This is a genomic window from Streptomyces sp. NBC_01232, from assembly GCF_035989885.1.
In the GTDB taxonomy this organism is placed as follows: Bacteria; Actinomycetota; Actinomycetes; order Streptomycetales; family Streptomycetaceae; genus Streptomyces.
The window spans coordinates 5,124,376-5,137,244 of sequence record NZ_CP108518.1; the positions used below are offsets into that span (position 1 = coordinate 5,124,376).

Genomic DNA, 12,869 nt, shown 5'->3' on the forward strand with positions numbered 1-12,869 from the left:
CGGCGGTACGCGATGTCAGGTCCCGGACAGCCGGGCGACCACATCGCGAGCTGTGGGCAGGGCCGCCACCTGCATCCGACGCATGGCGTCGAAGGCGGCCCGGTTGTCGGAGCGGATCTTGTCCGAAAGACGCCGGTGCAGGTCCTGCGCGGTGTCGGCAAGCCCGCTCGAGCGGGCGCACTCGGCCTGGGCGGCCGCCATCGGCACGTCCTGCGCCTCGGCCTCCGGGCCGGTCCGCGCCAGCTGTTCCTCGCGCTGGCGCACCGGGTGCCCGGCCGGATGACCACGGCGGCCGACGCACTCGCTCCAGGCGGCGAGCGACGTGCGGAAGGCGGGGTCCTGGTTGACCCGGCCGGTGCGCACCGCGGCGAGCTGGTTCACCGTCTCGCTGGAGCGGTACCACAGACGCACGTCCCCGTAGAGCTGCCGCCAGGACTCGGTGACACAGCCGCGGTCGCTGTGGCCGAGGGTGCCGCCGAGCGGACTCTCGACCTCCAGCCCCCGCGCATCCGGACCCAGCAGGGCGGCGCCCCTGGCATCCCGCTGCCCGGCGGAGAGGCCGCGTTCGTACTGCCCGGCCGGGCCCGACACCGCCTCCTCGTCCAGCAGGCGCTCGATCCCGCGCCCGAAGCCGTGGCTGCGGGCCCAGTCCACGTCGTCCACGCCGTACGGGAAGTCCCGCAGGTCCGGGTGCGGCACGCGCGGCACCGGCCAGTACGAGAACCCCTGCGCCCGCATGCAGTCCCGTACGAGCAGTTCTCCCGCGGTGTGCAGCAGGTCCAGCTCGGCGGCGTCCACCGCGCGCACCGGGGCCCGCTGCGCGGCGCCGTCCGCCGGGAGGGCGGTCCAGGCCGCCACTGCGAGCAGTGCGACGCCGGCCGCGAGGGAGACGGAGATCCAGTTCCGCCGGGCGGTGTTCAGCACGGAGCGCTCGCCGGCGTCGACCCGACCCCCGTGCGGACGACGTCGCCGTGCTCGGCGGGATTCCCCGCCGGGACCGTGCCGTCGGCCGTGACGACGGCCAGCCATCTCCTCCGCATGGGAGGACCCCCTTCCCGTGGGCGCCTTGCCGACAGGAGTGAGCCAACCGTGCCGAAGTCCTCCGGTGAACCTGTGAGTTGATAGGTGGTGCGGGCCCGGGAAGCCGGTTAGGGGACGGTCCCCCGGGCCGGCCGCGGCGGACGAGGGCATACGAACGCCCCCCGGCCGGTGGCGCTGCCGGGGGGCGGTGGGTACGGCGGGAAGGGGGCGGGCCGGCCGGGTGACCTCAGACCAGTTCTTCGCCCCGGCCGCGGCGGCCGCGGGGCCAGCGGCGGTTGATCACGAAGGCGCCGCCCGCCAGTACGGCCAGTGCACCGCCCGCGACGCCCAGCGCGGTGCCCGCACCGCCGCCGGAGCCCTTGCCGGCCGACGGGTTGTTCTCGTGCGACTGGGCCGGGGAGCCGTGCGAGGAGGTGTCCGCGCTCTTCGGCGGGACGAGCTCACCCACCGGCTTGACCTTCCCGGCGGCCGCGAAACCCCAGTCGAAGAGCGCTGCGGTCTCCTCGTAGACCGAGTTCGCGCCGCCCGCGTTCGGGTTCATCACCGTGACCAGCAGCTTCCTCTCGCCCTGCTGCGCGGCGCCGGTGAAGGTGGAACCGGCCATGGTGGTGTTGCCGTTCTTGACCCCGGCGATGCCCTTGTAGGGGGTGATGCCGCCCGCACCGGTCATCAGCCGGTTGGTGTTCTGGATCTCGAAGTGGTCCCGCGGCTTCCCGGCCTCCTGCAGCCCGGGGAACTTCGCGCTCACGGTGCCGCAGTACTCCCTGAAGTCGTGCTTCTGCAGTCCGGAGCGGGCGATCAGCGTCAGGTCGTACGCGCTCGACACCTGCTCGGGGGCGTCGTACCCGTCGGGGGACACCACGTGCGTGTCGAGGGCCTGCAGCTCCTCGGCGTGGGCCTGCATGTCCTTGACGGTCTTCTCGACGCCGCCGTTCATGGCCGAAAGCACATGCACGGCGTCGTTCCCCGACCGCAGGAACACCCCGAGCCACAGGTCGTGGACGGAGTACTCGAGGTCCTCCTTGACCCCGACCAGGCTGCTGCCCGAGCCCACGCCCTCCATGTCCTTGTCGGTGACCTTGTGGACCTGCTCCTTGGGCAGGTTCGGCAGCACGGTGTCCGCGAAGAGCATCTTCATGGTCGAGGCCGGGGGCAGCCGCCAGTGCGCGTTGTGCGCGGCCAGCACCTCGCCGGACTCGGCGTCCGCCACGATCCACGACCGCCCGGTGAGGTTCGCCGGCAGGGCGGGCGCGCCGGGCAGCAGGTTCACCTGGGTCCCGGGCTGTCCGAGCAGGGAGCCGCCGACCGTGGACATCGAGACGGGCGGCGCGGGCGCCGGGGCCTTGGGCGGCTGGGCCTTTCCGTCGGCCGGCGGGGTCGGCGCGGCATGTGCGGGGGCCGCCAGCAGGGCGGGGACCAGCAACGCGGCGGAAAGGACCGACAGCGCGGTCTTCTTGGCAGACACGCAGGTGAAAGTACATGCCGATGAGCTGGACAGCGTCGCTGACCGGCCAATCGGCGGCAACCACCCCCGGGACAGCCCACCCCGGCGCGTCCGTCCTGGGGACGAATCCGATACTGAAGACATGAGACTCAGCCGTACCGCCTCCTGGTTCCTGCTCGCGTTCGGAGTGTGGAGCTGGTTCATCTGGGTGTCTTTCGTCCGGAACCTGTGGAGGAACGGCAGTGGTCTTGCCTTCGATGCGGCGGGCGGTCCCACTTCCTACTTCTGGGTGCACCTGACGCTTGCGGTGTCGTCCTTTCTCCTGGGGACGGCGGTCGGACTGATCGGGTTGCGTGCCGTCCTCGCCCTGCGGCGTGAATCACGTGCGGAGCGTGCGGACGGCACGGACCGTACGAACCGAGCGGATTCGGACACACAGGCATGAGAATTCTGATCTTCGCCCTCGTCGCACTGGCGGTCTGCGCCCTGCTGGTCGTGGTCCACCGCTGGCTCTGGGTCCGGCTCGTCCGCGACACCACGACCCCCGGCGGCCTCCCCCGGCGCATCGGCACGGCCTCGGCCATCGCCCTGCCCCTCCTCTCCGTGGCCGCGCTGACCGCGGGACGCGCGGGCGCCCCCTTCTGGCTCGAGCAGACGGTGGCCTGGCCCGGGTACCTCTGGCTCGCGGTACTCCTGTACCTGACCCTGACGATGCTGGTCGCGGAGCCGGTCCGCGCGCTGTTGCTCCGCCGTCCGGCCCACCGCGATTCCTCCGGGGCGGTGACCGGCCGGCCCGAGCCCGTGGAGGTCCCCGCCGCGGCCGCACCCGCGGCCGCCACGGTCACCGCCGAGCGGCCCGCCACGGGCGACGGGCTGAGCCGCCGGCGCTTCGTGTCGCGCACGGTCGGAGGGACGGCCGCCGCCGTCGCCCTCGGGACTGTCGGGGCCGGGACGTACGGAGTCATGCGCGGTCCGCGGGTGAAGCGGGTGCAGGTCCCCCTCGCCAAACTGCCGCGCGCGGCCCACGGTTTCCGGATCGCCGTCGTCAGCGACGTCCACCTCGGACCGGTGCTCGGCCGCGCCCACGCCCAGCGCATCGTCGACACCGTCAACCGCACCCAGCCCGACCTCATCGCCATCGTCGGCGACCTCGTCGACGGCAGCGTCCCCGACCTCGGGCCCTCCGCGGAGCCGCTGCGCCGGCTCACCGCACGCCACGGCTCGTTCTTCGTCACCGGGAACCACGAGTACTTCTCAGGCGCCGAGCAGTGGATCGAGCACGTCCGCGAACTGGGCCTGACCCCGCTGGAGAACGCCCGCCAGGAGATGCCGCACTTCGACCTCGCCGGCGTCAACGACATCCAGGGGGAACTGGAGGGCAGCGGCCCCGACTTCCAGGCCGCCCTCGGTGACCGCGACCGGTCGCGGGCCGCCGTACTCCTCGCGCACCAGCCCGTCGTCATCCACGACGCAATCCGCCACGGGGTCGACCTCCAGCTGTCCGGCCACACCCACGGCGGCCAGCTCTGGCCGGGCAATTACCTCGCCGAGCTCGCCAACCCCACCGTGGCCGGTCTGGAGCGCTACGGCGACACCCAGCTCTACGTCTCCCGCGGGGCCGGAGCCTGGGGACCGCCGGTCCGTGTGGGAGCGCCGTCCGACATCACCGTCGTCGAACTCGCCTCATATCAGGCCTGACCCGCCTCAAACGCCGGAGCACCCTCACAAACCGGCCTTCCGGCGGCTGATATTCCGTGATGGGATGACCGTTAATCGGACAGCGCGACGCTGTCAGCGGTCAAGGGGTGGGGTTCAGGGGATGCGGTCTGTCCGCTCGAAGATAATCGCGGCCGGGCTGGTCCTCGGCGTGGCCGGCGTCGGAGCCTGGCAGTTGCTGCCCGAGGACGGCAACGGCCGCGGTGCGGTCCGGGTCGGAACGAGTGACGTGGTCTCCTCCCTCGACCCGGCCGGGGCGTACGACGCCGGCTCCTGGGCCCTGTTCAGCAACATCTACCAGTCGCTGCTGACCATCAAGCCCGGCTCCGACGCCCCCGTGCCGGACGCCGCCGCCTCCTGCAACTTCGTCGGCCAGAAGCTCACCACCTACCAGTGCGAGCTCCGCCCCGACGTGAAGTTCGCCGGCGGGCGCACCATCACCGCCGAGGACGTCAAGCACTCCTTCGACCGCATCAAGGCGATCAACTCCGACCAGGGCCCGGCCCCGCTCTTCAACACGCTGGAGTCGGTCAAGGCCGAGGGGCGCACGGTCACCTTCAACCTCTCCGCCCGCGACGCCACCTTCCCCTTCAAGATCGCGACGGGCGCCGCCGCGATCGTCGACAAGGACAAGTACCCGGCGAAGTCCTTGCGCGAGGACGGCAAGGCCGACGGCTCCGGCCCGTACACGCTGGGCGCGTACCGGACCGGCACGAGCGTCGAGCTCAAGCCCAACGCCTCGTACAAGGGCCAGGGCAAGCCCGCCCGCGGACCCGTCAACGTCAAGTACTTCAAGGACTCGCAGCAGCTCGACCAGGCCTGGAAGGCCCACCAGATCGACGTCGCCCACCGGGACATGCCGCCCGCCGTGCTCGCCGACCTCAACCCGGGCATGAAGGACACCCGCTACCAGGCCTCCGGCGGCAGCGAGATCCGCTCCATCGTCTTCAACGTCCGCCCCGGCTCCACCGCGGCCCCGCTCGCCGTCCGCCAGGCCGTCGCCGCCGTGCTCGACCGCTCCAAGGTGGCCGGCGACGTCCACCTCGGCACCGTCACCCCGCTGTACTCCCTGGTCCCGGCCGGCATCGGCGGCCACAGCACGCCGTTCTTCGACGCCTACCCGACGCCCAACGGGGCCACCGCCAAGAAGCTCCTCAAGGAGGCCGGGGTCACCGCCCCCGTGCACCTCAAGCTCGGTGTGAACGTACGCGGCGCGAACCTGCCCGAGGCCGAGGAGCTCAAGCGCCAGCTGGAGTCCACCGGCCTCTTCCAGCTGACGATCAAGCCGGTCGAGCAGTGGAGCGACTTCCAGAAGGGCTACGCGGCGGGCGAGTTCGACGCCTACACCATCGGCTGGATCGCCGACTTCCCGGACGCGGACAACTTCCTCGCCCCGCTCGTCGGCGCCGACTCGTCCATGAACAACGGCTTCTCCGACAAGCAGGTCGACGAGCTGATCACCCGCACCCAGTCCCACTCGGAGCGCGGCAACGCCGCCGCGGAATTCCGCGACCTCCAGAAGCTGGTCGCCCAGCAGGCCCCGATGGTGCCGATCTGGCAGAAGAAGGACTACGTGATGTCCCGCGAGGACGTCACCGGAGCCCAGAACCTGTCCGACGGCACCGGCGTCTGGCGCCTGTGGGAACTCGACTGGCTGTAGGGGAGCCGGGGGAGTCCGACGGCTACGCGGGGTCCTTGTCCGGGTACGGGTCCGAGGCCCTGCGCCGGGCCCCCGCCGTCGCCGTCTGGGCCATGCCCGGCAGGAAGTCCGCGAACAGCTCGTGCACTTCCCGCACCAGCGGCCGCAGCACCCGGAACCGGGCCAGCACGATGCCCCGCGTCGTCAGCTGCGCGCCGCGCTCGGCGAGCCGGTGCGTCTTCTCGCTGTTCGGGGAGCGGTCGAAGACCCAGTACAGGACCAGGCCCATCTGCGAGAGCCACATCAGCTCCGGCAGGACGTCGGCCAGCTCGGCCGGCACCTTGGTCTTCGCCCCCGCCAGCACCTCGCGGTGGATGTCGATCGCGGCCTGGCGGGCCGGCTCCGATTCCGGCGAGAACGGGCTGAGCGGGCTCTCGGGGTCCGCCGCGTTCTTGAAGAACTGCGAGGCGAACTCGTGGTACGGGGCGGCGATGTCCATCCAGCTCGTCAGCACGCCCGCGAGCCGCTTCTGCAGATCGGTCTCGTTGTCCAGGATGGGCCGGACCGCCGCCTGGTGGGCGGCGCCGATCCGGTCGTAGAACCCCTGGACCAGGTGTTCCTTCGATTCGAAGTAGTAGTAGGCGTTGCCGACCGAGACGCCGGCCTCCTTCGCGATACCCCGCATCGTCGTCTTGTCGAACCCGCGCTCCTGGAAGAGACGGAGCGCGGTTTCGAGGATGAGCGTGCGGGTCTGCTCGCTCTTGGGAGCCTTCTGATCAGTCACGGTGCACGAGCCTATCCGGGGACGGGGCAGTGGTCGTCACAGGCCGGTCCTTCCGCCCCCTCGGGGTCGCCCTCGCTGCGCACGGCCTGCCGCCAGGCGGAGGCCGTGTACATGGCCGCCCGGGCGAAGGGCCGGCCGGCCGCGGTGGCGAGCCAGTTCGCCTTCGGCCGGTGTTCGGCCAGTGCCCACAGGCACACGATGAAGGCGTCCGTCCCGGTCCACACCTGCCCCGAGTCACCGACGACGGTGATCTCCTTGAGCGTCGACGCGTGGTCGAGGCGGGGGAAGCGCCGGTGCGCCTCCCAGGACGCGGCGGGGACCAGGGCGAGCGGGACCAGCCACCGCTGTGCGAGCAGCCAGTGCCGGATGTGTACGCAGAGCGGGCATCCGGCGTCGTAGAGGACGGTCAGGCGCTGTACGGGAGCGGTGGCGGTCGGCATGGCTCAGGCCCCGACCGGCGCGGTCCACCCCTGCGGGGCGACGGGCGGGGTCTGCTGGCGCTCCATGATTCCGCGGCGGCGCATCTTGTTCAGGACCCACACGTTCCCGAGGTGCATGACACCGAGGACCAGCAGGACGACGCCGAGCTTGACCGAGAGCGCCTCGAAGAGGCCGCGGGCGTCGGTGATCTCGTCCTTCGACCGGAGGTAGAGGGTCACGAAGCCGATGTTCACGAGGTAGAAGCCGACGACGAGGAGCTGATTGACGGCGTCCGCGAGCTTCTCGTTGCCGTGCAGGACGTCACCGATGAAGACGCGGCCGTTACGGCTGAGCGTGCGGGCCACCCAGACGGTGAGGCTGATGCTGATGAGCAGGTAGATGACATACGTGATGACGGTGAGGTCCATTGTCCCCAGCCCCTTTGAACGTGTTCAACTGCTGACGGGGATGACTGTAGGCCTCTTTTTGAACAAGTTCAAGCGACCTGTCGACGGCAGCACGAAGCCCCCGGGAATCCGCATGCGGATTGCCGGGGGCTTCGCCTCGAGGGTGGGGCGGTGCGTCAGGCGCGGGGCAGGAACTCCAGCATCAGACGGGTGGTCTCCGCCGGACGCTCCAGCGAGGGCAGGTGCCCCGCCCACGGCAGCTCGACGTGCTCGGCGCCCGGGACCAGGCCGGGGAGCTCGGCGGCGATGCCGCGGAAGTCCGGGTGGTCGTGCGCACCACCGACGACCAGGGTCGGGGCGGCGACCGCGGCCAGGTCGACCGGGGACTCCGGGAGCTCGTGGCTCTCGGTGACGGCCAGGGCGATCTCGAAGTTCCGGAGCTGCATGGCCCGCACGAGCGCGTGGGCACCGGCGTCGGCGTCCGGGCCGAGCCAGGTCTGCGCGTTGAACCCGGCGGCGCCGGCCAGGTCGCCCGCGTCCAGGAAGACGTCCTCCGCGGCCCCGAACTTCCGCAGCTCCGCACTCGGCACGTGGCCCGGCCGTCCCGGGCAGAGCAGGAGCAGCGAGGCCACCCGCTCCGGATGCAGCGCGGCGACCTGCAGGGCGATCCGGCCGCCGTACGAACTCCCCACCAGGGACGCCCGGTGCGCGCCGAGGTGGTCCAGGAGGTCCCGTACGTCACCGGCGTCGCTGTACGGGGCCTGGCCGGCGGGGGATTCCCCGCAGGTCCGGAAGTCCATCCGGACCACCCGGAACCCGGCCTCTATCAGAGGCTGCCACTGCGGTTCCCACATCCGCCGGTCGCATACGGAGGAGTGCAGCAGAACGACGACGGGCCCCTCGACGGGTCCGTCCACATCATGAGAAACGATCATCCGCTGATCCTCGCCGGGCGCGGGCGGCCTGTCACTGTGATTCGGGGCGGGGGGCCGAGAGGCGCGGGGTGGCGGGGGGATGGCGGGGGCGGACGCGGAGGCGGAGGCGGGGACGGGGGCGGCGAGGTTCGGTCGGGCGGGGGCCTGAGAGGCACGGGGTGGCTTCGGGGGTGGCGGGAGCCGCTCGGTCGGCATCGGAGATGCGTATGGGGGTTTCCCGTCAGTCTCATCGTCTCTCCGTGTCGAGCCGGCCCCTCAAGGGCGCTCCCTACGGTCGCGTCGCTGCGCGATGGCCTGCGGCCACCCTTGACCGACCGTCCCGCCCCGGACATACGAAGACTGCCGGGAAGCCCCCAAAGGAACGGGCCGGGGGACAGGAGGCAGGAACGGGGCGGCCGGAGAAGCCCTGCCCTGTCGGGGGCGGCACGTCCCCGAGACGGGGCCCATCCAGACCCAGGGCCCGGGTCGGGGGAAGCGCGTCCAATCGCTACGCGCTCCTCATGTCTCAGCGTCTCCAGCCGGTCTTGGGCCGGACATAGGCCGCCCACGGTCCCGGTGCGACTGTGTCGCCATGCGACCGACGGCCGGCAGGGGCTGATGGGGGCCGACGAGAGGGGCTGACGGCTGTTTCCCCTGCTATTCCGTCGTGGATCCGGGTCGGTGCGCAAGTGACACCACAAACCCGCCCCCAAACAGGGGCAATTGGGGCAAGCGGTCGGCGATTCGAGCGGTCCGCTCTCGCTGACCCGGCTCCACGACGAAATAGCCGCTGTCAGGCGTTTTTCCACCCCGGACAGCCCTCAGACGCCCTCCATGAGGGGCACTGGGGCGTCTTGGCGGCTTATGACCGGCCACAGGCGGTCGTCGGACGCATCTGGTGAGACGAACCCAGGCCGTGGGCGGCCTATGTCTGAGGTTGTTCCTGTTTGGCGGACAGGTGTGATGTGTTGGTCAGGCTGCGGTGGTTTCGTACTGGGCTGGGCTTTGGTAGCCGAGGCTGCTGTGGAGTCGGCGGGTGTTGTACCAGCCTTCGATGTACTCGAAGATCGCGGTTCTGGCGGCGGCCCGCGTGTGCCAGTTGTGTCGGCTGACGAGCTCGTTCTTCAGGGTGGCGAAGAAGGCCTCGGCGAGGGCGTTGTCCCAGCAGACGCCGGTGCGGCCGACCGAGAGCCGAATGTCCAGGTCGGCTGCGAGGCGGGCGAAGGCGTGGCTGGTGTACTGGGTGCCGCGGTCGGTGTGGAAGACGACCGGGCCCTTCGGCCGACGCTGGTGGCAGGCGGCTTCGAGGGCCTCCGTGGCCAGGGAGGTGCCCAGGTGGTCGGCGGTGGCCCAGCCGACCACGCGGCGGGAGGCGATGTCGATGACGGTGGCCAGGTAGAGCCAGCCCTCGCCAGTGGGGATGTAGGTGATGTCGCCGCACCAGCGGGTGTCGGTCGAGGCCGGGTCGGTCCGGAAGTCGCGTCCGACCAGGTCAGGGCGAGCGCCGGCGGCCGGGTCGGGGACGGTGGTGCGGCGGCCTCGTCGGCGGTGCCGGCCGATGATGCCGGCTTCTCGCATCAGTCGGGCAACCCGGCGCCGTCCGCAGGCCAGGCCGTCACGCAGCAGGGCGGCGTGGATCCTGGGGGCGCCATAGGTGCCGCGTGACTGGTTGTGGACCTCACTGATCCGGGCTGTCAGTTCTTCATCTCGCAGGGCCCGCGGCCCGCGGGTTTCCTGGCGGCGCTTGTAGTAGGCGGACCGGGAGACCTTCATGAGCTCACAAGCGCGTTTGACGCTGTGACCTGCTTGCTTCTCCGCCTCGATGAACGGGTGCACCGTCACCGGGTCCCCCTCGCGAAGAAAGCCGTGGCCCGCTTGAGGATCTCGATGTCCTCCCGCAGACGGCAGTTCTCCCGCCGCAGAGCCGCCAGTTCCTCCCGGTCGTCGCGGTCCAGGTCCTTGGGCTGGTGGCTGTCGTCGGACTGAGCGAGCCACAGCCTGACCGCGGACTCGGTCAGGTCGAAGTCCTTGCACACGTCGGGCACCGACCGGTCCCCGCGCAGGCACAGCTCCACGATCTCGGCCTTGAAATCGGCCGTGAACTGCCGCCGCTGCCGCGGCTTCTTCTTCGGCATGTTCTCCATCATGGACATCCCTCCCCGGGCACAAGCCCGGATCCCGGATGTCCGCCAAAACGAAGCAACCCCAGTCCGGCCCCGGACGGTCGTCGGACGCTGAGAGATGAGGAGCGCGTAGCGATTTGATGCGCCCACCGACCCGGCCGGTGTGTGGCATGGGCCCCGCCTCGGGAAGAGGCCTCACCCCCGACCGGGCAGGGCTTCTCCGACCACCCCGTCCCTGTCTTGATAGCCCGGCTCGTTCTTTTGGGGGCTTCCCGACAGTCTTCGTATGTCCGGGGCGGGACGGGCGGTCAAGGGTGGAGCGCAGCGACATCGCGCAGCGACGCGACGACGAAGGAGGAGCGCCCTTGAGGGGCCGGCCCGACACGGAGAGACGATGAGACTGACGGGAAACCCCCATACACGTCCCTGACCGCCGCCCGAGCGGCTCCCGCCCCCCGGCCACCCCGCGCCTCTCGGGCCCCCGCCCGACCGAACCTCGCCATCCCCGCCTCCGCCTCCGCCCCCGCCCTCACATGCTCAGCGACCGCGCGTAGTTCAGCTGGGACATCACCCACTGGTAGGTGTGCGGGCCTGCCGCCGGGATCATCGTGGAGTGGTGGCGGCCGCCGCTGGTGACCGTGACCTGGACGTAGCCCGTGGTGGTCTTCTCCTTCATGAGGAGGAAGAGCAGGCCGAGCAGGCAGAAGATGAAGAAGATGATGGCGAGCACGATCGCGTGCGGCGGGATCTTCTCCTCGGTGCGCGAGAAGTCGGTCGCGTTCCACATCGCGCCCCTGAGCGGCATCGGGCCCGACGGGGTCATGATCTGGTCCCCGACCACGGTGATGTCGCCGAGGGAGAAGCCCGATCCTGCGCCGGCCGGGGCGGCCATGGGGTAGGCGGGGGTCGGCATGCCGGCGCCGCCGATGGTCGGCTGGTAGGCCGGGGCCGCCGGGTAGGGCTGCGGGTAGCCGTAACTGGCCTCGCCGGGGCCCCACCTGTAGTCGCCCTCGCCGGGTGTGGCGGGCGTGCCGGGCTGACCGCCCTGGCCGGCGGGGTCGCTTGTGTACGGATTCGGCTGCTGCTCGCTCATACAGCCGATCCTTCCACAGGGACTCGTGCCCTGTACCCCCGGTCCGGCAACCCAGGTCAGAGCGCCGCGCTGACCAGAGCGGTGAGGTGCTTGCGCATCAACTCGCGCTCCCTGCTTGCCGGAAGGAGCGAATACACGACCGTGCGGCGTCCGGCCTCGGTGGCGAACACCCCGCTCGTGGACGGGCCCATGGAGCCTGTCTTGCCCCAGACGACGGTGCCGTCGATCTCGTTGCGCAGCAGCCCGCCCATGCTGAAGCGGTCCCCGGCGCCCACGGAGAGCGCGGGCATGACGAACAACTGCCGCTGCTGGGCGGGCTTCAGCAGGCGGCCGCGCAGCAGGTTCGTCATGAAGCGTTCCAGATCGGGGGCGTTGGAGATCATGCCCCCCTCGGCCCAGGCCCACGGCTCGATCTCGCCGGACTCGGTGAGTGCCGGGCCGGGGACGGTGCGGTCCCCGGGCCCCGGGACGTACGTGTGGCGCAGCCCGAGCGGGCGGGCGATGCGGCGCTGGACCTCGTCGGCGTAGGAGCGGCCGGTGGTCTTCTCGACGACCATGCCGAGGAGGAAGTAGTTGGCGCCGTTGTACTGCTGTGCGAGCACGGGGTACTGGGGCGCCGCGCACTTCGGGTCGGTCCAGTGGGAGACGACCTGCTCCGGGGTCGGCGTCTCGCCCTGCCCGAAGTCCACGCAGGGCTTCTGGAGGCCGCTGGTGTGGCTCAGGAGCTGCCCTACGGTGATCGGCTCCCAGTGCGCCGGGAGGGTCCCCGGGAGCAGCTCCTGGACGGGGGTGTCCAGGGTGAAGCGGCCCTCGCCGACGAGCTGGAGGACCAGGGCGGAGGTGAACAGCTTGGTGATGCTGCCGATACGGAAGTTCGCGGCCGGGTCCTGCGACAGCGGGCCCGTGGCCCGGGTCCGTGCGTGGCCTGTCCCACCGACCCGGACCATGGTGCCGCTCGCCATCGGGCCGGGCTCCATCAGCGTGGTCAGGGCGGCGGTGTCGACCGTCTGATGCCCCCGGACGGTGCCGTTCACCCGTGCGCGCTGCGGCTCGGCGGCCGAGGCCGGCAGGACGGCGCCGACCGTGACGGACACGAGGGCCGCGCCGGTGAGGGCCAGGGTGGCCCAGCGGGCCGGGCGGGTGGTGGCGGGCGCGGCGTACGGGGTCTTCGTCATGTCCACGAGTCTGTTGCGGGGAAGATCCACGGGCCATCGGGGAAGCCCCCCACCGGCCCCTGACGGCCCCCTGACCGGTGTGGGGGTCCGGACGGCCCGTTGTCAGTGCTCAC

The 12,869-nt window shown here is 71.2% G+C and carries 13 protein-coding genes; 3 read left to right on the forward strand and 10 right to left on the reverse strand.

Annotated elements, in window-relative coordinates:
• Window positions 1-15: 15 nt before the first annotated feature.
• Both OG444_RS23820 and OG444_RS23825 read right to left on the reverse strand, forming a co-directional pair.
• The gene (locus OG444_RS23820) at window positions 16-924 is read right to left on the reverse strand and encodes a hypothetical protein (RefSeq protein WP_327264084.1); all 909 of its coding nucleotides are present in this window, start codon (window positions 922-924) and stop codon (window positions 16-18) included.
• Between the two features lie 343 nt (window positions 925-1,267).
• Entirely contained in the window at window positions 1,268-2,506 is a 1,239-nt protein-coding gene (locus OG444_RS23825; protein WP_327264085.1) for a D-alanyl-D-alanine carboxypeptidase family protein, read from the reverse strand.
• Window positions 2,507-2,627: 121 nt separating this feature from the next.
• Here OG444_RS23825 and OG444_RS23830 point away from each other — a divergent pair, with 121 nt between their 5' ends.
• The 3 genes from OG444_RS23830 (at window position 2,628) to OG444_RS23840 (ending at window position 5,861) form a co-directional block, all read left to right on the forward strand.
• Window positions 2,628-2,930, forward strand: a complete 303-nt coding sequence (locus tag OG444_RS23830; protein WP_327266897.1) for an SCO4848 family membrane protein — start codon at window positions 2,628-2,630, stop codon at window positions 2,928-2,930.
• On the forward strand, window positions 2,927-4,183 hold the full coding sequence (locus OG444_RS23835; protein WP_327264086.1) for a metallophosphoesterase: 1,257 nt from the start codon (window positions 2,927-2,929) through the stop codon (window positions 4,181-4,183). The genes OG444_RS23830 and OG444_RS23835 overlap by 4 nt, the downstream gene beginning before the upstream one ends.
• Window positions 4,184-4,304: 121 nt before the next feature.
• Window positions 4,305-5,861 (forward strand): ABC transporter substrate-binding protein, encoded by a 1,557-nt coding sequence (locus OG444_RS23840; protein ID WP_327264087.1) that lies wholly within the window; start codon window positions 4,305-4,307, stop codon window positions 5,859-5,861.
• A 22-nt stretch (window positions 5,862-5,883) separates the two neighbouring features.
• Here the strand turns inward: OG444_RS23840 and OG444_RS23845 are convergent, their stop codons facing one another.
• The 8 genes from OG444_RS23845 to OG444_RS23880 all read right to left on the reverse strand — a co-directional run bounded on the left by OG444_RS23845 (window position 5,884) and on the right by OG444_RS23880 (window position 12,756).
• The gene (locus OG444_RS23845; protein WP_327264088.1) at window positions 5,884-6,624 is read right to left on the reverse strand and encodes a TetR family transcriptional regulator; all 741 of its coding nucleotides are present in this window, start codon (window positions 6,622-6,624) and stop codon (window positions 5,884-5,886) included.
• Between the two features lie 11 nt (window positions 6,625-6,635).
• Window positions 6,636-7,064 (reverse strand): thiol-disulfide oxidoreductase DCC family protein, encoded by a 429-nt coding sequence (locus OG444_RS23850; RefSeq protein ID WP_327264089.1) that lies wholly within the window; start codon window positions 7,062-7,064, stop codon window positions 6,636-6,638.
• 3 nt (window positions 7,065-7,067) lie between these two features.
• Window positions 7,068-7,472, reverse strand: coding sequence for a hypothetical protein (locus tag OG444_RS23855; RefSeq protein WP_327264090.1), 405 nt, complete (start codon window positions 7,470-7,472; stop codon window positions 7,068-7,070).
• A 155-nt stretch (window positions 7,473-7,627) separates the two neighbouring features.
• Window positions 7,628-8,386, reverse strand: a complete 759-nt coding sequence (locus tag OG444_RS23860) for an alpha/beta fold hydrolase (RefSeq protein ID WP_327264091.1) — start codon at window positions 8,384-8,386, stop codon at window positions 7,628-7,630.
• A 951-nt stretch (window positions 8,387-9,337) separates the two neighbouring features.
• Window positions 9,338-10,207, reverse strand: coding sequence for an IS3 family transposase (locus OG444_RS23865; RefSeq protein WP_327264092.1), 870 nt, complete (start codon window positions 10,205-10,207; stop codon window positions 9,338-9,340).
• On the reverse strand, window positions 10,204-10,512 hold the full coding sequence (locus tag OG444_RS23870; RefSeq protein ID WP_327264093.1) for a transposase: 309 nt from the start codon (window positions 10,510-10,512) through the stop codon (window positions 10,204-10,206). The genes OG444_RS23865 and OG444_RS23870 overlap by 4 nt, the downstream gene beginning before the upstream one ends.
• Window positions 10,513-11,017: 505 nt before the next feature.
• A complete protein-coding gene (locus tag OG444_RS23875) occupies window positions 11,018-11,581 on the reverse strand; it encodes a hypothetical protein (protein ID WP_327264094.1) in 564 nt (187 codons plus the stop codon).
• A 56-nt stretch (window positions 11,582-11,637) separates the two neighbouring features.
• Window positions 11,638-12,756 (reverse strand): serine hydrolase domain-containing protein, encoded by a 1,119-nt coding sequence (locus tag OG444_RS23880; protein WP_327264095.1) that lies wholly within the window; start codon window positions 12,754-12,756, stop codon window positions 11,638-11,640.
• Window positions 12,757-12,869 lie beyond the last annotated feature (113 nt).